This window comes from Pedobacter sp. KLB.chiD (genome assembly GCF_047040275.1).
Lineage (GTDB): Bacteria > Bacteroidota > Bacteroidia > Sphingobacteriales > Sphingobacteriaceae > Pedobacter.
In genome coordinates this window covers 1,490,472-1,516,945 of record NZ_CP178207.1, presented here as the reverse complement: position 1 = coordinate 1,516,945, position 26,474 = coordinate 1,490,472, and the positions used below count along the sequence as shown (strand labels likewise).

General features: G+C 42.9%; 4 protein-coding genes. 1 reads left to right on the top strand and 3 read right to left on the bottom strand.

The window, feature by feature from the left end; translation table 11 throughout:
* Nucleotides 1-33: 33 nt before the first annotated feature.
* On the bottom strand, nucleotides 34-24,000 hold the full coding sequence (locus ACK1I8_RS06035; RefSeq protein ID WP_412468438.1) for a Calx-beta domain-containing protein: 23,967 nt from the start codon (nucleotides 23,998-24,000) through the stop codon (nucleotides 34-36).
* Between the two features lie 499 nt (nucleotides 24,001-24,499).
* Between ACK1I8_RS06035 and ACK1I8_RS06030 the strand changes: the two genes are divergently transcribed.
* Entirely contained in the window at nucleotides 24,500-24,703 is a 204-nt protein-coding gene (locus tag ACK1I8_RS06030; RefSeq protein ID WP_412468437.1) for a hypothetical protein, read from the top strand.
* 28 nt (nucleotides 24,704-24,731) lie between these two features.
* Here ACK1I8_RS06030 and ACK1I8_RS06025 read toward each other — a convergent pair whose 3' ends face one another.
* On the bottom strand, nucleotides 24,732-25,379 hold the full coding sequence (locus ACK1I8_RS06025) for a response regulator transcription factor (RefSeq protein WP_293788285.1): 648 nt from the start codon (nucleotides 25,377-25,379) through the stop codon (nucleotides 24,732-24,734).
* A gap of 109 nt (nucleotides 25,380-25,488) precedes the next feature.
* Complete coding sequence (locus tag ACK1I8_RS06020; RefSeq protein WP_412468436.1) at nucleotides 25,489-26,463, bottom strand: type IX secretion system membrane protein PorP/SprF; 975 nt, start codon at nucleotides 26,461-26,463, stop codon at nucleotides 25,489-25,491.
* Nucleotides 26,464-26,474: the final 11 nt, after the last annotated feature.

Below are 26,474 nucleotides of genomic sequence, written 5' to 3'. Positions count from 1 at the left end.
CTGATTTAAAGCCAGACGGTATAAAGTCATACCTTATTTTTTAAATGCCCTGATCAATGTGATGTAACCTTTAAACACTTGGTACTGATCGTTTCCTGCTTTTTTAACACGTAGTAAATAGTAATAGGTACCTTCGTTCAAGTTCTCACCCGTCCAGTTATTCTGATAACCTTTGGCACGGAACACTTCATTACCCCATCTGTTTACAATAGTGAGCTCATTAGTTTGGTATTGGTTGATACCCAAAATCTCAAAAGTATCGTTAATACCATCACCATTAGGTGTAAACAGGTTTGGTATAGTAAGGCCTGTAAAGTTAGCCGTTAAAGTTACCGCAGCCACGTTGGTATAATACCCAAAAGCATCTTTAACACGGTAACTGAAGCTATCATCACCAATATAACCCTGGTCAGGCGTGTAGGTAATGCTGCCATCGGCATTTACCACCACTCTACCATGCTTAGGCTGATTTATTATTTCAATCGTTAACTGATCTAGCGTAGAATTTCCAGGATCGTCGTTACCCAATATGTTAATAGTAACCGGTTTATTGGTGATGGTACCACCTTCATCATCAATTGCCCTTGGCGACTTAGGTACCGTAATAACCGTAGCAGCATTATTGACTTCTGATGTTCCGGAAACATCGGAAACATTGGCACCACCGGTTGTTTTGGCATTTACACTTGCCGTGTTACTCACGGTACCCATATCTTTATCGGCCTGTGTTAAGGTATATACCTCAACAACCGTAACGATTGCACCTGGCGCAAGTCCGCCGGCTGCAACAATTACCTTATTATTTAAACTTAGCTTAGCATCAGTTAAAGTAATGTTATTTAAGGTAACCGAACCGGTGTTTTTAATGGTAAAAGTATAAGTAACCTTATTACCGCTAAATGCAGCGGTTTTAACCAATGATATTGCAGCTATGTCCGGAATTACTGTAACCGTTGGCGTATCGTTGTTTTCGGCTGTTCCAGAAATATCACTTATCGGCAAATTTGCAGGAGTTCTTGCTGTAACGTTAGCAGAATTGGTTACGCTGCCAGCATCTTTGTCGGCCTGTGTTAATTGATATACAAATGTATCTTCAACCTTACCGCCCGGAGCTACATTACCTGAATAGGTTTTATTTAATCCAAGCTTGGTATCTACCAGGTTTACAACATGCAAGGTTACATTTCCAGTGTTTCTGATGGTAAAGCTATAGGTGATGCTATTTCCATCGCTACTTAAAGTACCCGTTTTAACCAAAGTAAGATTAGATGCAGGTGCAATTAATGTTACCGTTGCATCATCAACAGCTGGCGTATTCGGATCATCAGATCTAAGTTTGTTTATGGTACCACCACTTGGCGTTTGGGCAATTGCCGAAGCCTGGTTGGTAAACGAACCGGCATTAACTTCAGTTAAAGTTACCGTATGTTTGGCTGTAACCGTTACACTCGCACCCGGCAATAAACTTGATATGCCAACTGGTAAAATCGATCCTGCGTCGGCACCGGCATCGGTAACGGCAACATTTGTTAAAGTTACATTACCCGTATTGGTTACCACAATGTTATAATTAATTACATCACCAACCTTGTCCACGGTATTGGTGGCCACTTTGGTTAAGCGCATCGACGGTGCTGGCACCAAAGTTACGGTTACTGAGACAGTTACCGTTGTAGTACCACCTTTACCGTCACTTACCGTTACAGTGAAGGTATCGTTACCTACGTATCCAGGATTTGGGGTATAAGTAAAAGTACCATCTGCCCTTAGTGCTACCGTACCGTGTGATGGCTGTGTGCTTATACTGAATATTAGCGCATCGCCATCTACATCGCTGGCAGTTATTGTTCCATTCGCTGATGTATTTTGAGGTGTGCTAATGGCTGTGGCCGCTGCAATCGGTGCATCGTTTACCGGATTAATAGTTACCGGAATAGTTACCGTCACCGTGCCACCTTTACCATCACTAACGGTTACCGTAAAGGTATCTGCACCGTTATAGTTTGGAGCAGGTGTATAAGTATAGGTACCATCAACATTAAGCAACACGGTTCCGTGTGCAGGTGGAGTAGTTAAGCTATAAGTAATCGTGTTTCCATCAGGATCACTGGCTGTAACAATTCCATTAACTGAGGTATCCTCGTTGGCGGTAATAGCTGGCGCAGATGCCACAGGCGCACGGTTATCTCTAATATTCACGGTAGCGGGTACAGTACTAGCGATTATTAATGAATTGCTTGTTGCAGCATTCATGGTTAAGATTACCGTTTCGTTGCCTTCGTTGATATTATCATCCAGTACCGGAACAGGAAGTGTTACGGAGGTTTGTCCTGCAGGGATAGTGATACTTGTACCTATAGAAGTGTAATCTGCACCACTCGTTGCTGTTCCACTTACGGTGTACGTAATCTGCGTATCGGTTATAGATGCATTACTTAAGGTAAAGGTATACTGTCCGGGAGTTGATGGTTCTGCCCCATCAGCCGTTGCGGTTACGGTAACTGTAGCTGCCGAACCATCAATAATATTAATGGTTGCAGGAATATTGCTTACTGTTACCATAGGATTAACTGAACTGCTTAGCGTTGCAATTACAGTTTCCGTGCCTTCTATCAATGCATCTTTCAATACCGGAATGATAATGGTTGCCGAAGTTTGACCGGCTGGAATCATAATTGTTTTGGCTGCAATAGCAGTATAATCGCTACCTTCTGTGGCCGTCCCTCCCAGCGTATAGGTAAGCTGTGTATCAGTAATCAATGGTTTACTCAATGTTATGGTAAATGCTCCATTAATCGGGCCGTTTTCGTTACCATTAGTTCCAGCTGTAATGTTTGCTACTGAAGCATCATTATCAATGATGGTAGTAGTTGCCGTGTTGGTAGCAATGGTGACCAAAGCACCTGATACATTACTGATGACACCATTAAAGGTTTCGTTCGATTTAACAATATTGTCATCAATGATAGGAACTGCAAATGTTAAGGCTGTACCTGCAGCAACACCTGCAGGGAATGTTAAGGTTCCGCTGGTTGCCGTGTAATCTAAGCCTGCAGTAGCAGCACCATTGGTTGTGGTGTAATCAACTGTAAATGCATTCTGAACCGCTGCACTTAAGGTGATGGTAAACGTTGCCGTTCCGGCACCTTCATTAACTGTTGGCGCGGTCGATATACTTACAGTAGCTTCATTATTATCAAGGATATTGATGGTTGCAGGAACATGGCTTACCGTTACCGCTGGATTGTTGGACGCGATTAAGGTAGTAATCACCGTTTCATCACCTTCTAAAACAGCATCCCTTAATACCGGGATAGTAATCGTTGCAGTGGTTTGGCCGGCAGCAATTACAACCTTTTGAGTTACCATTGCGGTATAATCGTTGCCCGCTGTGGCCGTACCGCCCAAAGTATAACTAAGCTCTGTATCAGTAGCCGATGGCTTGCTTAAAGTTATAACAAATGTTCCGTTAGCAGGACCGTTTTCGTTACCATCAACCCCGGCAGTAATGTTAGCTACCGACAAGTCGTTATCGATAATGCTGGTAGTTGCCGTGTTTGTAGCAATTGTTATTAAACCTCCAGTTACATTACTAATTACTCCATTAAATGTTTCATTCGTTTCTACCAGGTTATCATCGATGATCGGAACGGTGAACGTTAAGGTTGTGCCAGCGGTAGCACCAGCCGGGAAAGTTAATGTGCCACTGGCTACCGTGTAATCTAATCCAGCTGTTGCCGTTCCATCACTGGTGGTGTATGCTACCGTAAATGCTTTTTGAACAGCAGCACTCAGGGTCACACTAAATGTAGCTGATCCGGCCCCTTCATTAATTGTTGAAGGCGTAGAAATACTTACCGTTGCTGTATTATTATCGGCGATGGAAATCGTTGCCGGAACATTGCTCGTGGTGATCTGTGGATTATTTGAAGACACCAAGGTAGCAATTACCGTTTCCGCACCTTCTACCGTTGCATCTGCCAATACTGGTATGGTGATTGTTGCAGTGGTTTGGCCTGCCGGGATGGTGATGATTTTGTTTACAACCTGGCCATAATCACTGCCTTCCGTAGCTGTGCCACCTAAAGTATAAGTAATTTGCGTATCGGTAGCTGATGGATTATTTAAGGTAACTGTAAATCTGCCGTTAACGGGACCGTTTTCGGTACCGTTTGTACCAGCAGTAATCAAAGCAACTGCAGAACCGCTATCAGTAATATTCACTGTCGCAGGCGTAGAACTTGCAATAATCGAACTATTATTGGTAGAAGCATTCATGGTTATGATGACCGTTTCGGTTCCCTCTACAATGTTATCTGTCAATACTGGTACAGATACCATTACGGTACTTTGTCCAGCTGGTATGGTTACTGTATGATCAATTGACGTATAATCCGTTCCGCTGATTGCTGTTCCGCTTATAGCATAAGTAATCTGCGTATCAGTGGTAGACGGATGACTAATAGAGAAGGTAAACTGACCTGGAGTTGAAGGCTCTGCCCCATCTGCTGTTGCAGCAACTGTTACAATTGCTTCTGTATTATCTGCAATGGTAATAGCAGCATTTGTATTGCTTACCGTTACCAATGGATTGTTGGCCGTTAATAGTGTAGCAATAACGGTTTCGGTACCTTCTACAATATCATCGGTTAATACCGGAATTGTAATCGTTCCTGTGGTTTGACCAGCAGGAATGTTGATAGTTTTGGTTGAAATGTTACTATAATCACTACCTTCATTAGCTGTTCCTGATAAGCTATAGGTGAACTGGGTATCAGTGGCAGTTGGCTTGCTTAACGTTATGATAAATGTTCCGTTAACCGGTCCGTTCTCACTACCATTGGTACCAGTGCTTACGGTAGCTACCGATAAATCATTATCTACAATAGTTACAGTTGCGGTACTATTACCAATGGTTACCAAACCACCAGTTACGTTACTGATTATTCCGTTAAAGGTTTCATTGCCTTCAACAAGGTTATCATCAATAACCGGAACAGTAAAGGTTAAGCTTGCACCTCTTGCTGAACCTGCGGGGAAATTTAGTTTTCCGTTGGTTGCCACATAATCCAATCCTGCTTTTGCAGTACCATCAGCAGTAGTATAATCTACACTGAAAGCATCCTGTACCGCGCCGCTAAGGGTTACGGTAAAAGTTGCAGTTCCGGCAGACTCATTTACACTAGTTAACGCCACCGATATGCTCGCTGATACAGAATTATTATCGATGATATTGATTGTTGCAGGGGTATTGTTTACCGTTATCAGTGAATTGTTGGTTCCGGTCAAGGCTGCTACAACCGTTTCATTACTTTCTACAATGTTATCGGCAATTACCGGGATCACAATAGTACCGGTAGATTGACCAGCTGGAATAGTAATGGTTTTAGTCACTACAGTATAATCGTTACCTTCTGTAGCTGTTCCACCGAGGGTAAAGGTAATCTGTGTATCAGTAGATGACGGATTACTTAAGGTGACCATGTAATTTCCATTTACCGGACCATTTTCATTTCCATTTGTACCCGCAGTAATGCTTGCCTCCGACCTATCGTTATCAGTAATGGTAACGGTGGCAGGCAATGCACCGATAGTAACAACTCCTCCGGTAACATTACTCAGTGTAACATTAAATGTTTCTGAAGGTTCTATTAAATCGTCATCATTAATTGGTACGGTGAAAGTTAAAGTTGCACCAGCTGCAGCATTTGCAGGGAAGGTTAATGTTCCACTCGTTGCAGTATAATCCAGTCCGGCTATTGCTGTACCATTGGCTGTGGCATAGTTTACACTAAAGCTATTTTGTACAGCATTGCTCAGGGTAACCGTAAAGGTTGCGGCACCCACATTTTCATTTATTACCGGGGTAGCTGATATACTCACCGCTGCCACATCTGCGTCAAAGATATTGATGCTTACAGGCGTATTATTTATCGCAACTAACCGGTTGTCCGAGGCTGTTAATGTTGCGATTACAGTTTCTGTGCCTTCCGCTACCCCATCAGCGTTTATCGGAATAGTGATGGTTCCTGTGGTTGCGCCAGCAGGGATGATGAGTGTTTTGGTAACCGCACTATAATCGGCACTTTCAGTTGCAGTTCCGGTTAAGGCAAATGTTAGTGTTGTAGGTGTAGATGATGGATTGCTTAAGGTTACATTAAATATACCATTCGCCAGACCCTTTTCATTTGCGTTTGTACCTGCTGTAATGCTCGCGAGTGCACGATCATTGTCGGCAATGGCTATTGTTGCCGATCCTGTACCGATGGCAACATCAAATCCATTTATATTACTTAGATTCACCGTGAATGATTCTGAACTTTCAATCAGGTTATCGTCAATAACCGGGATGGCAATTTGTAGTACAGTACCTGCCGGCGAATTTGCAGGGAATGTTAATGTTCCGCTGGTTGCTGTATAATCTAAATCTGCCAAAGCCGTGCCGTTGGCTGTAGCATAATCAACCGTAAAGCTATTTTGAACCGCAAGATTCAAGGTAACCGACAAGGTAACTGTACCTATAGCTTCGCTCACGCTTGCTGCATCTACCGAGATACTTACATTGGCTATATTGGCATCAAGGATATTGATGCTTGCAGCATTCGTATTTACAGTTATGGCAGAATTGTTTGATGTACTTAAGGTTGCTATTACCGTTTCGATATTTTCTGCTGTCGCATCTTCAATAACCGGAATAGTAATCGTTCCGGTGGTCTGTCCTGCGGGGATTATGATGACTTTAGTTGCAATAGCCGCATAATCGCTACCTTCTGTTGCTGTACCGCTTAGCGTATAGGTCAATTGCGTATCAGTAGCAGATGGATTGTTTAAGGTTACAACGAAAGTTCCATTAATCGGGCCAGCTTCGTTTCCGTTTATACCCGGCGCTATGCTTGCTATAGCAGAATCATTATCGGTAATGGTTACGGTTGATGTACCCATAGTAATGCCAACCAATGGGTTGCTTAAATTACTTAAAGTAGCACTAAAGGTTTCAGATGGCTCAACGAGGTTATCATCTTCAACCGGAACAATGAAGGTTAAAGTTGCGCCTGCAGGTGAATTTGCAGGAAAAGTTAATGTTCCTGTAGTAGCGGTATAATCTAAACCCGCAATTGCAGTTCCGTTTATGGTGTTATAATCAACAGTAAATGCATTTTGTACCGCTGCATTTAAAGTTACCGTAAAGGTTGCCGTACCTGCATTTTCATTAAGCACCGGTGTGGTAGAAATCCTTACGGTAGCTGTATTGTTATCAATAATATTAATACTTGCCGGCGTACCGTTAACGTTGATCAACGGATTATTCGTATCGGCTAAAGTAATTGTAACCGTTTCTACACCTTCTACCACCGCATCAGCCAATACTGGGACGGTAATGGTTCCGGTAATTTGACCAGCCTGTAGGGTAATGATTTTTACAACCGGACTGTAGTCGTTTCCTTCAGTAGCGGTGCCCCCTACGGTGTAAGCTATCTGTGTGTCGGTTGATGAAGGATTATTTAAGGTTACCATAAATGTTCCGTTAACCGGACCATTTTCATTACCATTATTACCTGGCGTGATCGTTGCAATTGCCGTATCATTATCGGTAATATTAACTGTTGCAGGTGCCGAATTCGCCGTAATTGAAGAGTTACCCGTTGCAGTTGCCATCGTTAAGGTAACTGTTTCTGTCCCTTCAACAATATTATCGTTTAATACAGGTACATTGATTACCAAAGTCGTTTGTCCTGCCGGAATGGTAGCCGTTGTACCTAAAGAGGTATAATCCAATCCACTTGTAGCAGTTCCATTTACCGAATAGGTAATCTGTGTATCGGTTGCAGATGCATTGCTTAAGGTAAAAGTAAACTGACCAGCCGTGGATGGCTCTGCACCATTTATCGTTGCAGCTACCATTACCGTTGCAGTGGTATTATTGGTAATGCTGATACTAGCGGGCGTATTATTAATACTTACCAGTGGATGATTAGCAGTACCCAAAGTTACAACTACGGTTTCTGTACCCTCTACCAAATTGTCGGTTAATACCGGGATGGTAAGACTAGCAGTGGTTTGTCCGGCTGGAATGGTTACCGCCTTATTTACAATAGTCCGGTAATCGCTTCCCTCTGTCGCCGTTCCGCCAATGGTGTAGGTAATGGTAGTGGGTTGCGATGTTGGGTTGCTTAACGATACCACAAATGTTCCATTTACAGGTCCGTTCTCACTACCATTTGTTCCGGGAGCAATTGTAGCTACCGAGGTATCATTATCAATAATATTAACCGTAGCAGGTGATGTATTTGCCCTGATTGAAGGATTATTCGTTGCAGCAGTCATGGTTAAGATAACGGTTTCCGTACCTTCAGCAATATTATCGTCAATTACAGGTACACTTACTGTAGCAGTTGTTTGTCCTGCCGGGATGGTTAACGTTGTGCTGGCCAAAGTATAATCCACACCACTTGTTGCTGTACCGCCAATACGATAAGAAATCTGTGTATCAGTTGTAGACACATTACTCAATGTGAAGGTAAACAAGCCTGGTGTTGCGGGCTCTGCACCATTATTGGTAGCTGCTATCGAAACTGTTGCTGTAGTATTATCATCAATGTTAATGGTTGCTGGTATATTACTTAGCGTTACCAGCGGATTACCAGAATTGGTTAAAGTTGCAATCACGGTTTCTACCCCCTCAACCAGATTATCGGCCAATACCGGAATAATGATCGTTCCAGTAGTTTGACCCGAGGCAATGGTAATGGTCTTCGTAACTATGGTTGAATAATCGCTTCCCTCAGTAGCTGTGCCACTCAACGTATAAGCGATAACGGTAGGCTGTGACGATGGATTGCTTAAGGTTACGGTGAAAGTACCATTTGCTTGTCCGTTTTCGTTACCTGTGGTACCAGCTGTTAAAGTTGCTACGGCAGTATCGTTATCCGTAATATCAGCTGTTGCCGATGCTGTATTTGCAGTAATTGACGGATTGCTTGTTGCTGCAAGCATGGTTAAAATAACCGTTTCTGTTCCTTCGGCAATATTATCATCCAGTACAGGCACATTTACCGTTGCAGCTGTTTGCCCGGCAGGAATGTTTACTATGGTACCGATGGAAGTATAATCCAATCCGCTAATAGCGGTTCCACTAACAATATAATTAATTTGGGTATCAGTTGTAGATACATTACTCAAAGTAAAGGTAAATAATGCCGGCATGTTTGGTTCTGCCCCGTTATTTGTTGCCGCTACAGTTACAGTTGAGCTGGTACCATCAGTTATACTAATGGTAGCCGGTGAACTATTTACTATAATCTGCGGATTGCTTGAATTAGCTAAAGTGGCCACTACCGTTTCCGTTCCTTCCACTAAACCATCTGCCAGCACTGAAATAGTAATGGTTCCTGCAGTTTCACCGGCAGGGATGATCAATGTTTTAGATACAAACGGAGCATAATCATTTCCTTCTGTTGCGGTGCCGCTAAAATTGTAGGTAATCCGGGTAGCTGTAGATGCCGGTTCACTTAAGGTAACCACAAAAGTGCCATTAACCGGGCCGTTTTCATTAGCTGATACACCGGCTGTAATGGTTGCAACTGAGGTATCATTATCTAAAATATTTGCTGCAGCGGTTGCATTGTTAATTAGTACTACCCCCCCAGTAATATTACTTAGCGTTGCGGTAAAGGTTTCGGTTGCTTCCACGAGATTATCATCATTAACCGGCACAGTGAATGTTAATTTAGTACCTGCAACGGCATTAGCTGGAAAACTTAACACCCCACTCACTGCAGTATAATCAATTCCGGCAATTGCTGTTCCGTTAGCTGTTGCGTAATCAACACTGAAAGCATCCTGAACATCATTATTCAATGTTACTGTAAAGGTAACTGTTCCGTCACCCTCATTAACATTTGGTGTTGTGCTCATGCTGACACTTGCGGTATTGGCATCATGAATAGTAATGGAAGCAGGAGCTGCACTGATCGTTATCGCAGGATTTGAGGTGTTTATCAAATTCACGACTACGGTTTCTAAACTTTCTGTTATAGAATCTGCCAATACCGGAATGGTAATAGTTCCAGTGGTTTGACCAGCTGGGATGGTAATGGCTTTGGTGGCAATCGATGCATAGTCACTTCCTTCGGTTGCGGTACCGCCCAAAGTATAGGTTACCTGTGTATCTGTTGATGATGGCTCGCTTAAGGTAATAATAAAAGTTCCGTTTGCAGGTCCTACCTCATCGCCGTTTAAACCCGATGTTGCTGTAACAACAGACACATCGTTATCAATAATCGTAACGGTTGCCGAGCCAGTGGCTATGGTTACCAATCCACCCGTGATATTGCTTAGTACCGCATCAAAAGTTTCAGTTGGTTCAACCAGGTTATCATGGTGTATACCTACGGTAAATGTTAGTGTTGTACCTGCCGCAGATCCTGCCGGGAAAGTAAGCGTGCCATTTGTAGCATCATAATCTAATGTGATACCTGCTGTTGCAGTTCCATTGGCTGTAGCGTAATCAACCGTAAATGCATTTTGTACTGCGGTATTTAGGGTCACCGTAAATGTTGCCCTTACATCTGTTTCGTGTATACTGGCTGGGGTGGCAGAAATACTTACTGTAGCGATATTGTTATCAAAAATATTGATGCTTGCAGGTGTGCCGTCAACACTTACCAATGGATTGCCAGAGCTTGCTAATGTGGCAATTACAGTTTCTGCACCCTCAAGTATGGCATCAGTTAATACCGGAATGGTAACCGTTCCTGTGATTTGACCAGCTGGAATGGTAACAGCCTTGGTTAGAATCGTTGAATAATCACTTCCTTCAGTTGCTGTTCCTCCTAGCGTGTAGGTAATGGTGGTTGGTTGTGACGATGGATTGCTTAAAGTTATCGTAAATGTACCATTAACCGGACCATTTTCGTCTCCCGGGGTACCATTCGTAATGGTAGCTATAGCGGTATCATTATCGATAATATTGATACTTGCAGGTAATGTACTCGCGGTAACCGATGTATTGCTGGTTTGCGCAGCCATGGTTAAGATTACAGTTTCATTACCTTCAACAATATTATCATCTAACACCGGTAAAGAAACTGTAGCAGTAGTTTGCCCCGCAGGTATGGTTACCATTGTACCAATGGAGGTGTAATCTGCACCGCTGGTTGCTGTACCGCTTACGGTATACGTAATCTGTGTATCGGTTATACTCACATTACTCATTGTAAAGGTAAATCTACCAGGTGTATTCGGTTCAGCACCGCTTACAGTACCAGCTACTGTAACTGTAGCAGTTGTATTATCCGCAATATTGATCGTTGCCGTTGTGTTGTTTATGGTTACTGCAGGGTTATTGGTACTGCTTAAGGTAGCAATAACAGTTTCGTCACCTTCAACAATATTATCGGTTAACACCGGGATAGTAATAGTCCTTATAGTTTGACCCGCAGGGATAGTTATGGTTTTGGTAACCATAGTTGAGTAATCGTTTCCTTCTGTAGCTGTTCCACTTAACGTATAAGTAACCTGCGTATCAGTTGATGATGGATTACTTAAGCTTAACGTAAAAGTTCCGTTAACCGGACCATTTTCATTTCCTGGTGTTCCCGGGGTGATGGTTGCAACCGAAGTATCGTCATTGGTAATGGTTATTGTGGCCGTATTGGTTCCAATACCGACCAAAGTTCCGCTTACATGGCTAATGGTTGCACTAAAAGTTTCATTTTGTTCAACCACATTATCATTGATAATTGGAACGGTGAAAGTTAAGGTGGTACCGGCTATAGCCCCAGCAGGAAAGTTTAATGTTCCGTTGGTAGCGGTGTAATCGGTCCCTGCTGTAGCTGTTCCGTTCGATGTTTCATAATCGACACTGAAACCTGACTGTACCGTATTATTTAAGGTAACCGCAAAAATTGCCGTACCTGCTGCTTCATTTATGCTGATTGGTGTAGCCGAAATGCTTACTGTTGCAGCATCATTATCAAGAATAGTCCCAACACCTTCCGCCTGAGCAATGGTAGCTGGGGCAGTGGCGCTGCTTAAAATTAATTTAAAGCTTTCGGGGCCTTCAGTAACGTTATCGTCCGTAATCGGGATCAGGATAGTTTGCGTTGCTCCCGAAACTGATCCAGCCGGGAACGTAACCACACCAGCTTTAGCGGTATAATCTGATCCGGCAATTGCCATATTATCAGCAGTGGCGTAATTAATGGAAAGCGCATCTTGTATATTTCCGGTTAAGGTAACGGTAAAAATCATGTTGCCAGTGCTTTCTGGTGCAGACACACTATTAATGGCCACGCTTGCATTATCATCATCAGTGATGGTTGCGGTTCCGGTTGCTCCTCCCGCAGGGATGGTTACTACCGATCCGGCACTGATACTATTTAACCTCACCGTAAATGTTTCAGCCAATTCAGCGACATTGTCATCTACAATCGGAATATTGAAAGCTTGCGTTGCGCCATTAAGCGATCCGGCAGGGAAAGTGACACTGCCAGTTGTAACGGTATAATCAGAACCAGTTGCTGCTGTTCCATCTATTGTTCCGTAATTTACTGTAAATGCATCCTGAACGTTACCAGTCAAAGTTATCGTAAATGTTGCAATACCTATATGCTCTACTACCGAAATGCTGTTAACCGCTACCGTTGCATTATCATTATCGGCAATATTTACAGTAGCAGGCGTTGTACCAGTCGTAATTGCGGGATTATTGGTTGCAGAGGCCAGCGTTAACGTTATGGTTTCTGTTGACTCTGCAAAAGTATCATCCTGTACAATAACAGGTAAAGTTATAGTGGTTTGTCCGGCAGGGATGGTTACCGTTGTTCCGATCGGAGTGTAATCTATTCCGCTACTTGCTGTTCCTGTTACGTTGTAAGTAACCTGTGTATCGGTTGTAGATACATTGCTTAATGTGAAAGTAAATAAGCCTTGTGTATTTGGTTCTGTACCGTTAACGGTAGCCGTAACGGTTACCGTTGCGCTGGTATTATCAGCAATGTTAATGGTGGCTGTTTTATTGGCAGGTGCTGGTATTACTGTTACCAATGGGCTATTGGTAGCAACCAAATTGGCCACTATCGTCTCAGTGCCTTCAACAATATTATCTATTAGTACCGGAATAGTGATGGTTCCAGTAGTTTGTCCAGCAGGTACAGTGATGGTTTTGGTAATGATATTAGTATAATCATTTCCTTCTGTTGCGCTACCTCCTAAAGTATAGGCAATCTCCGTATCAGTTGAAGAAGGGTTACTTAATGTCACCGTAAAAGTTCCGTTTATAGGTCCGTTTTCACTACCAGGTGTTCCGGCTGAGATCGATACGGTCGCTGCATCGTTATCTGCAATAGTTGCTGTAGCCGTAGCATTGCTGATCAACACTACTCCACCCGTAATACCACTTAATGTAGCGGTAAACGTTTCGTTCGATTCGGCAATATTATCATTAATAACTGGCACATTGAAAGTTAATGCTGTACCAGCCGCTGCGCCCGAAGGGAAATTTAATGTCCCGCTGGTTGCTGTATAGTCGGCCCCTGCAGTTGCGGCTCCGTTAGCGGTTGCATAATTTACACTAAATGCACTTTGAACAGCATTGTTCAAGGTTACCGTAAAGGTTGCAATACCTGCAGATTCGTTAACCGATGGTGCGGTAGAAATACTGATGCTGGAGGTATTGGCATCAAGAATATTAATGGTTGCCGGTGTAGTGTCAACTGTTACCAAATTATTGGAAGTACCCAACGTAGCTGTTACCGTTTCTTTATTTTCTGCAATGGCATCCTGTAGTATATCAATGGTGATCGTTCCGGTAGTCTGCCCGGCTGGTATGGTAATGGTTTTAGTTACAACAGGTGCGTAATCGCTTCCTTCAGTTGCCGTACCGCCTAATGTATAAGTGAGTTCTGTATTGGTTGATGCCGGATTACTTAACGTAACCGCAAAAGTTCCTTTTACTGGCCCGGTTTCGTTACCATTAACACCCGGAGCAATACTGGCTATAGCGCTGTCATTATCAATAATGGTTACTACGGCACTTCCCGTTCCAATGGTTACCAAACCACCGGTTACCCCTGTTAAGGTTCCATTGAAGGTTTCGCTCGGTTCAACCAGATTATCGTTATTAATTGGAACCGTAAAGGTCAATGTGGTGCCTGAAGCAGAATTTGCAGGGAAATTTAACGTTCCGCTTGTAGCGGTGTAATCCGATCCGGCAATTGCTGTAGCATTTGTAGTGGCATAAGTTACATCAAATGCCCTTTGAACTGCGGTACTTAATGTTACCGTAAATGTAGCTGTTCCGGCGGCTTCGCTAACACTGGCTGGGGTAGCAGAGATACTTACAGTCGCTGCATTATTGTCGAGAATATTGAGGGTTGCTGTTTTATTGGCCGGTGCTGTTGCAACAGTAACCAGCGGACTGTTAGACGAAACAAGGGTTGCAGTAACTGTTTCAATCCCTTCAACCACGTTATCGGTTAAAACCGGAATAGTAATGGCTCCTATAGTTTGACCTGCAGGAATGGTAATGGTTTTGGTAACGATTGTAGCATAATCACTTCCCTCTGTTGCAGTTCCACTCAAATTATAGGTAATCTGCGTATCAGTAGAAGATGGATTACTTAGGTTAACCCCAAATGTACCGTTTACAGGTCCGTTTTCATTTCCTGAAGTTCCGGCAGTAATAGTGGCAACTGAATTATCATTATCAGTAATGGTTGCTGTAGCTGTTGCAGCAGCAATGGTAACCAGACCACCTGTTGGATTGCTTAAGATAACTGTAAAGGTTTCGACCGGCTCTACTACATTATCATTTGTAATCGAAACCGTAAATGTCTGGATTGCACCAGCACCCGATCCTGCCGGGAAGGTTAAAGTACCATTTTTGGCAGTGTAATCTGATCCGGCTGTTGCCGTGCCATTTGCTGTAGCAAAATCTACAGTAAATGCGTCTTGTACCGCCGTATTTAAAGTAACTGTAAATGTTGCATTACCGGCAGCTTCATCATAAGTAGTTGGTGTTGCCGAAATGCTTACTGTTGCCACGTCGTTATCGGTAATGGTAGCCGTACCTGTTGCGGTTGCAATGGTTACAGATCCTGTTATTCCCGAAAGTGTAGCACTAAACGTTTCGCTTGCTTCGGCGATGTTATCATCCGAAATTGGAACAGTAAAGATTTGCGTAGCACCGCTTACAGAGCCTGCCGGAAAAGTTATGGTTCCGGTAGTTGCCGTGTAATCGAGCTGTTGAACCGCTGTCCCATTGCTAGTAGCAAAGTTGACTGTAAAACTATTCTGTACCGCTCCGGTTAAGGTTACTGTAAAAGTAGCCAAACCGCCAGTTACGTTTTCTACAACCGAAATATTATTGATCGCGACAGAAGCATTGTCATTATCCAAAATAGAGGTGGTTACTGTTGCATTGCCCAATGATGCCGGACCTGTAATCGATCCGATAGACACCGTATAATTTTCAGTATTTTCAAGAATATTATCGTCCACTATGGTTACAGGAAAAGTAATGCTGCCGCTGGCTGCCCCAACAACCGATCCTGCAGGGAAAGTAATGGATGAGCTGTTAAAATTATAATCTGCAGCATTTGTGGTATTTGGTGTTATTCCGGTTACCACAGTTACTGGCGCAACAAGTGTTGTTCCAACCGTTCCTGTAAGCGAAACAGTGTAGTTAACCGTCCCTGCACTTTCGTTAACTGATGCCGGTCCAGACAATACCACTGTTGGATAAATATTCACATTAACCGTGATTGCATCACTGATTACGCCGTCGGCAGTAGTTAAAGTATAGTTATAGCTATCTGTTCCGGTGTAACCTGCATTTGGCGTATAAGTAACTTTTCCGCTTGCATCCACGGTGGTGGTACCGTGTATACCATTGCTTGCTGAAACCGTAGCATTGGCTGCGTTTGCACCGTCATTGGCTTTCACATCGGTAGTTACTGGTGTATTAACCAAAGTAGTAATATTATCGGTTACGCCTACTGGTTTAACTGAAATGATAAAGGTTTGTGCCGTACTCTGATCTATCCCCCCATTGGCCGTACCCCCATTATCTTTTAATATTACTGTTATCGTAACCTTACCCGTAAAATTGGCAGCAGGTGTATAGGTTAAATTCCCTGAAGCATCTATAGCGGGTTGTGCGGTAAATGCAGTGTTATTGTTATTATTCAAGATGAAATTTACGGTCTGCGCGGCCACCTCATCAGCTGGTCCGGCAGCAATAGCATTGGCCCAGCCAGTGATGGTTTGTAAACCGGCATTGGCATTAATTAGCTGATCGGCACCTTTTACAAAAGATGGCGCATCGTTTATCGGATTAATGGTGATGTTAACGGTTTTAGCTGTTGCGGCATAAGCTGTTCCATCAAACCCATTCCAGTTAAAGTTTGCCAATCCATTAAAATCCGCATTTGGTGTGAATGTTATTTTGTCCAGATCTGCGCTGTTAATTTCCTGTCCAGCAGTAATGTTTGTACCATTAAATTTAAGCACACCATTAGCGGGCAAATTTACCACCTGAATTTTGGTTAAAGCATTATTTTCTATATCGGTATAATTTCCGGTAAAATCAGGAGTGGTAAATGGTATAACAGTATCCTCATTTCCTATTTTATTAATATCGTTTAGTACTGGCGGATCATTTACCGGAGTAACCGAAATATTAACAGTGGCATTTGATGAGTATGCAGTACCATCGTTGCCAGCCCAGTTAAAGCTTACATTTCCGTTAAAGTTTGATGCAGGGGCAAAAACCAGTTTTGGGATATCTGAAGCAAGTATTTCCTGACCAGCAGTAATTGCCAATCCGTTAAGTAATAAAGTTCCCTGTGTATTTGATGGAAGGTTAGACAACCGAATTTTAGCCAATGCATCACCCTCTAAATCGCTGTAATTGCTGGTAAAATTAGCCAGCGTAAAAGACACGTTAACATCTTCAGCAGTGGTTAAACTGATGCTATTAATGGTCGGAACATCATTAACAGCTGTAATAACAATATTTACATTATTTGGAACGGTTGCATAAACTGTGCCATCACTTCCGTTCCATTTAAAGGTTACATTACCATTAAAGTTTGGTGCCGGTACAAAAGTGATGTTAGAAAGTTCGGCTGCCGGTATTTCCTGACCTGAAACGATATCGTTTCCGTTTAACTTTAATACGCCCTGTGCGGCTGGAGGCAAAGTTACAACCTGGATTTTAACCAGCGCATCGCCATCGGCATCTGTAAAATGATTGGTAAAATCAGTTGCAGTAAAGTTTAAAATTATATCTTCTATACCGGCTTTTGGTACAGCTACAATTACAGGGTTATCGTTAACGGCTACAATAGTAATGTTCACATTAGCCGGTGCCGTTGCATATGCTGTGCCATCGCTTCCGTTATAACTGAACGATACATTTCCATTAAAATCCGGGGCTGGTACAAAAATCAGGCCTGCCAGATCAGTAGCGGTAACTTCCTGTCCAACGGTTACATTAACACCATTTAATTTCAGGCTGCCTTGTGTTGCCGGAGGTAAGCTCAACACCTGTATTTTAGCCAGCATACCATCTACATCGGTAAACTGACTGCTAAAATCGGTTGCCGTAAAGTTAACATTGGTATCTTCTGTACCATTCTTAACCACATTGGCTACTGTTGGAATATCGTTTACTGACTGAATACTTAACGTTACTGTTTTGGTATCAGTTAATGCCGGCCCGCCGGTATTCCCCTGATCATTTATCAAAACGGTTAAAGTAACATTGCCATTTGCATTAGCCGCAGGCGCATAAGTTACTTTGCTGCCTGCAATGAAAGCATTAATAGCTGTGCTGCTTCCCGTGATGGTAATGCTGTTAGTACCTGTACCATTAATTACAATCCCAGCCTCGGCGGTAGCTGTTATTACACCCTGACCACCAGGTACGCTTAAAGTAACTGCCACATTCAGATTACCTGCATCAGCATCGGCTACGCTAATGCCAGTTAATGCCTGCGGTGTATCTTCTGTTAGGGTTATGGAGGCTGGTACTGTTGCTACGGGAGCAATGTTATAATCTTCGCGCCAATCGCGTTCCGGAGTAGTTGGTGTATCTAAATTAGGAAATGCAGTTGGAGTTTGACCATTAGTTGGGTTGTAAGCGGTATCATTATTATCAAAAGCATCATCCAAACCGTCCTTATCAGCATCGGCACCCACGGCTACTGTATTCGCCACTCCGTTATTATCGGTATCATAAGCTTCAATGGTATCACTATCGCCATCATTGTCAGCATCTAAATCCAGATAATCAGGCCTGCCATCGCCGTCTGTATCAACTGGAACGATCCCCGTTCCATAGGCATTATCTATACCATCCTGATTGGTATCACTACCTGAAGGCGCAATATAACCTGCGGTACTTTGTGCCTCAATGTTATCAGGAATACCGTCGCCATCCGAATCGAGATCAAGGTAATTCGGAATACCATCTCCATCCGGATCGGCAGTACCTTCTACCGAATCTTTAATGCCGTCTCCATCCGAGTCAAGATCAAGATAATTCGGAATACCATCTCCGTCTGCATCTTTAACCGTCATTGGGTCACCTGAAGGCTCTCCTGCTAGCGAACCCGTGAGGTTATTGTAGTCATCAACAACATCTGATATACCATCATTATCGAAATCAATAGTTACACCAGTACCCGCTCTTCCATCGCCATCTGTGTCAGGTCCGCCATTTTCAGCTACATCAAAAATACCGTCACCATCAGAATCCAGGTCTCTAAAATTCGGAATGCCATCACCGTCGGTATCCGGTGGCGTATAACCGCCGTTAGCCACTTTAGGTATGCCATTGGCATCTACTTCATTCGGTCCTATTAAGCCTATTCCAGGTAAACCGTTATTATCAGGATCAGAGCCACCTGCTTCAATCACATCGGGAATACCGTCGCCATCAGAATCCAAATCCTGGTAATTGGGTAACCCATCCTGGCCACCTTCATCTGTGAATCCATCAACTGTATCTAAAATACCATCGTTATCATCATCCAGATCAGTTCCATCAGGCACACCATCCCGATCGTGGTCTGATGAAGACCGCCAGTCCCTATCGCCACCCGGTGTCTGCGTATCAGGCATTGAAAGTGGTGTTTGGCCACCGTTGGTTGCATAACCTGCAGGACTATTATTGCCATTATCGTTATCATAAATATCAGCCAATCCGTCGCCATCGGCATCTGGCAGTAAATCCATGATACCGTCGGCACCTGATGCACCAGTTCGATTATTTTTGACATCTACCTCCAAAGGACTATCTACTGCGTTTTCCAGCCAATCTCTAAATCCATCATTATCAGCATCGGTATCTACATAATCTGGGGCACTACCTCCATCAGCATTCGAGTAGCCCGATACTACGCCTCCGTTATCTACATCATAGGCATCATCAATACCATCACCATCGGTATCTATTCCTTTTGGCGCTATATATAAGATTGTAGGCAATCCTTCAATAATATCTATAATTCCGTCGTTATCATTATCAATATCCAGGTAATTAGAAAGGCCATCATAATCACGGTCTTGGTTAAATAACGGACTAATGGTTACAAAATCAGGATCGTTTAAATCTGAAAGACCATCTTTATCGGCATCTACAATTGGTCCTGTACCAATAATACCATCGTTTTCACCATCAATTATATAAAAAGCTGCTTCATAAGTATCCGGAATACCATCCGCATCAGAATCAAGGTCGAGATAATTAGGCTTGCCATCTTTGTCCTTGTCCTGAATAACCAAAGGGGTGCCTCCTACAGCTGGATCCAAAGTATCAATTAATCCGTTTCCATTGGCATCTACAAATGCACCTGAACCAAATCTGCCATCTTTATCAGGATCGTTATTTGGATTTCCGTTTGATTCTATAGCATCTACAATACCATCATTATCTGAATCAACATCCAGATCATTTGGAATCCCATCCCGGTCAAAATCTCCTGTTCCTTCAACTGTATCTAAAATACCATCATTATCATCGTCAAGGTCAACACTATCGGGTACACCGTCACGATCAGAATCAATCGTTAGGTTAACTACATTGGAAATTACACTGGCGCAGGCATTATCACTTTGGGTAATCAATACACGGTATTTGTAACCTTCCATAGTGCTATTTACACCGGTAATGGTTAAGGTATTGGTTGTTGCACCATTGTATGAACTACTGTTGGCAATATTGCTAAAACTCGTACCATTATTGGTGCTTACCTGCCATTGGTACTGGCTGGTACCCGTACCTCCACTGGTAACCACACTTAAGGTAACATTAGATAGAGCCCTTACATTCTGATTAACGGGCTGGGTGGTAATGGTACTTGCCGTACCTACCGTAATGATTACCGGAGTTGTAGCCGCCGATCGGCAAGCAATTCCGTTTAACGTTGAAACTGTTGTTCTGCGATATTGTGTGGTTTGAGTTAAAGCTCCCGGGGCATATGTTGCAGCAGTTGCCCCGGCAATGGTGTTCCAAGTGGTACCATTTGTAGAGTTTTCCCAGATATAGGTTATTGTACCCGCCCCTGTTCCACCAGTGGCAGAAGTAATTGCGGCTGGTGTAGTATTAGCACAAATGGTTTGGTTCGCTGCAATGGTGCCAGCGGCAACTGCACTCTGTACAGTCACGTCAAAAGTAAATGTATTGCCGCTACAATTATCGAGTATGGGTGTTACTGTATACCGAACGGTTGCACTGCCCGCTGAGTTGTTGACCAGGGTTTGGCTAATCGGAGCACTAACGGCTGTTGTAACATTACTAAAACCAGTAACATTACTTCCGCTGATCAGACTGGCTGTCCATGTATATTTTAAATTCGCAATATTTGTAGTTGGAGTTACAGAAAAAGTACCATTGTTACACAGCGTGCCCGGATTTGAAGCTGAAGCTGAAATATTTGGTCCTACCACTACCGTGATGGTAAAAGCAGTACCCGCACAACCTGCATTGGTTGGGGTAACCGTATAAACAGCAGTAGCCGTAGTAGTACCTGTGTTGGTTAAAGTTTGTGATACTGAGCTTGCCGCAGAGCCTGAAGTGCCGCCGGTGATCGTGCCACCTGTTATAGTAGGCGCCGACCAGCTATAAGTGGTACCAGCGGGTGCATCTACAGGTGCAAAATTGAAAGAACCTGACAGACACAGATTATACCTTTGATTAGAAATACTGGGCCTGGTATTTACACTAATGGTTACAGGTGTTGATGATGCTTCAGTACACCCGCCTCCGCTTACAATTGCCCTGAATGAAGTAGTTACGTTTAGGTTGGTGTAGTTTAGTGTGGTTGAAGTGTTATTAGGCAAATAGGTAGCCCAGGTTGTTCCGTTATCGGTAGAAAATTCCCATCTTACCGGTGCTGCGGTGGTGCCACTTAAAGTTAAGGTACCATTACTACCGCTACAAACTGGTGACGTTCCTGTAATGGTCCCGGTAGAAGTAATGGTGATGGTATGTGTAGCAGTTTTAGGCGTACAACCTGCAGCGGTTGCAGTAACAACTGCCGTACCAGAAAATACGGGCGAGAAAGTAACTTCGCCCGTGGTGGCATTAATTACGGCCTGAGCATTCGTCGTGTTGATGCTGTAGGTTATACCAGTAGTATTGGTAGCGGTTGCTGCATAGATTTGGGTTCCTGCTCCCTGGCACCTTGTTGAAGAACTTCCGGCTGCAAATACTGGTGTTCCTACCAGACCATTTACCTGTATACTCCCGGTCGCTGATACGTTCGGGCTTCCACCCACTGTAGTTACAGTGTAAACCTGAGCACCGTTCGTTGTTGCACTTGGTGTTCCTGAAATGGTAAGCACCTTTGTTGAAGAATTATAAGTTGAAGTAACACCTGCTGGTAGTCCCGTTACATTAACCCCGGTTGCTGTACCACCAATTGAATAGGTAATATTGGTGATTGGTGAACCTATACACACGTTTTGCGCATCTGTAGATGCTGCTGAAGTTAAAGAAATAGCCGTAACTGGAGTGGTATTGATGGTAACTGCATCATTAGCCACGTTAGGGTCGGTTTGAGTTCCGGTAATGGTAGCGGTATTGCTATAATCTCCTGAAGCGTTTACCTTAGCCGTAATGATCAGCGTAGCCGTTGCATTTGGCCCCAAAGAACCAACGTTCCATAAACCTGTGGTATTGCTATAAGAGGTACCTGCAGAAACAGTATGACTTACATAGGTATAGCCTGATTTTAACAGATCGGTTACTGATACCCCGAGCGCGGTACCTACACCAATATTACTTGCTGTTACGGTAAACTTGATAGATCCGTTTACTGCGGGATTCGGGTTATCAACGGTTTTGGTAACTGCCCGATCTACATTGCACAATCCTACGGTTACCGGTAAAGACTGTGCGCTTGTACCGCAACTTAGCCTGGAGGTAATGGTGTAGGTTCCAGATTCAGTTGGCGTATAACTGGAGCCGGTTGCACCGGCAATTGCAACACCATTAAAGTACCATTGATAAGGCGCACTGCCTGAAGGATCAGCCGTTAAGGTTGCACTGTTACAACTGGGTTGTGCCAGTGTTGGTTTAAATGCTTGCTCTGGCAATGGCGTAATAAAGTTCGACATAGAATAACCACCACCAGTTTGCACCATGGCAATATTCATCCGGCTGGCACTGGTAAATGTTAATGTTGCAGGTGTACCAATGTTCACATTGGTAAAATCAATAATATAATTCCCTGTGCTTCCCAATTGTCTCCTCACTCCAACGCCTGCAATAGTTTCTATGTCAGTGTTGGTATAGTTAGTGTTACCACCGGTTGTGGTCAAAAAAACCTTATCGGTTGCACTTTTGGTAGTAATGTAGCCAAAATAAGGTAAATCGCCGCCACTACTATTTCTGAATTTAAATGTTTTAGCGATCAAACTACCTCCGCAAGAAGTTACAGGGGCCAACGTAAGCATATCTACCTCACAACTAGTCGCTGTTCCGGAATAGCCTACAACATTTTTTGTTGCTACAATCCTGGATGTACTGTACTGACTACCGGCAACGCCGTTAGGAATAGTTACAAAACTTCCGGCAGCTACCAAAGTATAGGTATTTGTTGAGGCTAATGAGCCGTTGGCATTGTAATTTGTTACCGTTAAACTGGTATTGGCCTGAGTGGCTACAAATGTAGTTTGCTCAGCCGTTGAGTTACCTGCACTCCTGATAACCAAATATTCATTCCCTAAAGAAGTAACTGGCGGAACCGGATTAAATACCCCGTCACCACAACCATCTGGTGCATCTAAATTGGAACCCGAATTCATTACTACAGAAGCAGAACTCTCCACCAATCCCCCTATTGGGGTTTGAAAGATATAACTCTGCCCGGCATTTAACGTGGTAATGGCCGTACCATTGAGTTTAACGGTAGTGTTATTTTCGATGGCCATTACACTATACACTACATTGGTTAAACCATCTCTGTAGTAACCTAACCTAAAAGAAGTACCGATTGCCGCATCACCGAAACTAAACAGTGCTGAGTTTCCTTTAATATTGGCATCTGTATAAGCATCAGAAGCCACGTTCCGGATATTTACGGTGATGGGGTTGTTACCTTCAACAATAATCCCGCGATCGTTCAATATCGTATTCAGCGCATTGGCCGGCACATTATTCGGATTTCCAACAAAGCGATAAACAGCGGGCGCTGTGGGCGTTGGTGTTAAAGTAGTAACCAAAGTGCCATCGCTCTTTTTTACCGTTACGGATGTTCCGGCAGTATTGGTCGTAATCACAAGCTCATTGGCCTGACTCCAATATTGCCATGGTGCCGGAGCAATATAATGCGTTTTATACGTTTGCGCCTGGGTAAATTCAATGTTGGAAAACAAAAACAGCGCTAGAAATGCTATAAAACGGGCTAAGCCATTGGCAATTGATGTTAATGAACCAAAAGTTTTAGATGAAAAGAAATGTGAGAGAAGAGAGTATAAGTTTTTATTCATAAGCACGAATAATGAGGTGTCCTCATATCTTTCTGGGGAATGATATTAGTTTTAAAATGGTCGTTTATCTGATCTGGAACGTATTTACGTAATCTTAAAACCTGCGGTTTTAAAAAAATAAAATTTATTACGATTTGGCTGGAGGTTGCTTTTTTTGCTTTGTATGGTATCAAAAAAACTGTAAAAAAGAGTTTTCTATCTTAGTAAAAGATAAAACCTGTTATGCATAATTGACACTGATCGGGAATACAAAGTAATCTGGCGCAAAATTACATGTTATCAGAATTGCAACAGATTAGGGCATTAACATTCTGATACATGTTAAATAAATAGATGCACTTATCGTTATTTATTTCCCAAATCAAAAGTGTGAAAATAACGTTACATACGCTATTTATTAGTTATTGTTGCTTTTATTTTTGGATTGCAGCTTCAGTTTATCGAATTAAATAAAACTTTGCCTGTTTGAAAATGTTGATTAACTAAGGACATCATTATTATGGAAACTAAAGACAAAAAAAACGCTGCTGAAAAAGAGCGACAAGAGAAAGAAAGCCAAGAAGAAAAAGGAAGTTCAAAAGGAAAAGCTTCTTTTGATCAGAATGGAGAGGGCGCTTCAGATAAATTTGGCCAGGCTGGCTCGTCGCCGAATGAATCTGGAGAAAGTGGACCTGGCACTGTAAATAAAAACGAAAAAGCGTAGAAAAGATAAAAAGAGTATTACACTCTTTTTATCTTTCGTAGATACTCATCTTTTCAGCCAGTTCTATAATACTTTTTATTTTGAGCTTTTGAAAAAGTCTCAATTTATATGTACTTACCGTACCCATTTGAAGATTTAACTGATTGGAAATTTCCAATACACCAATACCTTTTGTTAATAGCTCTGCTACTTCAAGTTCTCTGCCAGAAAGTTTAGTGAAAGGATTGTCTGCATCATTACCCAATATACTGTTGAACATGTTTTCTTTAACATTTCTGCTCGAATAGCGGCTGCCGGCAAGGATTGTAGTAATTGCAGTTACAATTTCTGATTCTTCGGCATTTTTGGTTAAGTAACCGGAAGCACCAGATTTTAAATAAGGTACGGCATAGATATTTTCATTTAAAGAAGAAAATACAAGGATTTTAGCATTGGGTTGAACCAATTTAATCTGATCGATTACCTTAAGGTTGTTACCTCCTGGCAAGTTTACATCAATGATGATTAAGCTCGGTGATTTTTCTACCTCTACAAGTGCTTGTTCTAAAGTAGAGGCATGAATGATTTCAACACCAGGCCAAAAGTCTGATATTAAACCTTTTAAACCACGTCGAATGATCTCGTGATCATCGGCAATGAGCACTGTAAAAGTGCTTACAGTATTTTTTGTTTTCATTATATTAAGGATATTATGCAAGTTAGTAAAAAGTTATTTTTTCTACGCAATTGTAGTTAATTTTTCGATAAAAAGTGTAAATATTATTATACATAAAATAAAAATTCTGTTAAAACACCCTTGGTGTTGCCAATCTTATATTTTGTTTTATAAACGAATAAGCGATGGAAATCTCGTGCGTTCCGCCGCTGTAACCCTGCAACGGGCCGATTGAAAAATCGTAGCCATAACCGATCCGGAGCTTTTCAGAAGGAAAAATCTGTATGGCAGCTACAGCAGAGTTACGCGGCGTTAGATCGCGCTGAAGATAGCTTTTATCATACAACTTTACCCCGGTGCGGTACGAACCGCCAACCCAGATAAAATCCTTGATCATTAAAAAGGCATTCAGATCCAAACTCGTTGGTCCCCCACGGTCGTCTTTCAACAGAAAAGAGGGCTTAACCTGAAAATCTTCTGAAAGCGGGAACAATGCGCCGGCGGTAAGGTAATAATGCGGTTTAGGCTGTGGAATAAAGGCATAACGGTCGATATTGATATAGGTGGCAATCAGGTTATCGGCCGAGAAACCAGCATAATAATTATCGTTGGCAAAATATATCCCTGCCCTGGCATCGGGAACGATGGTACTCTGCATGCCTACAGGCTGGTTCGGTTCGGGGTTGTTCGGATTTAACAGCGAGCCGTCTATGCCCAACTGTACCATCCCCACACCTAGCCCCAGTGCCAACCTCGAACTCCCGTCATCGTTCATCCTGATCCGGTAAGCATAGTTGCCGTAAATGCTCAGGTTGGTCTGCGCACCCAGTTTATCGCTTGCCACCTGAAGGGCCAAGCCCACGTTGCCGCTGTTGGCAATGGCATCAACGGCCAGCGACATGCTTCTCGGTGCACCGGTAATGCCTGTCCACTGGCTCCGGTAAAAGCTGTGCACGTTCAGTACTTCTTTATAACCGGCATAAGCGGGATTGATGTATATCCCGTTGAACATGTATTGGCTATACTGTGCATCCTGCTGGGCGGATGCCAAATGGCTAAGCAACAAAAATGAACCTGCCAGTAATACGATTAGTTTCTTCATCATACCTTTCTTCA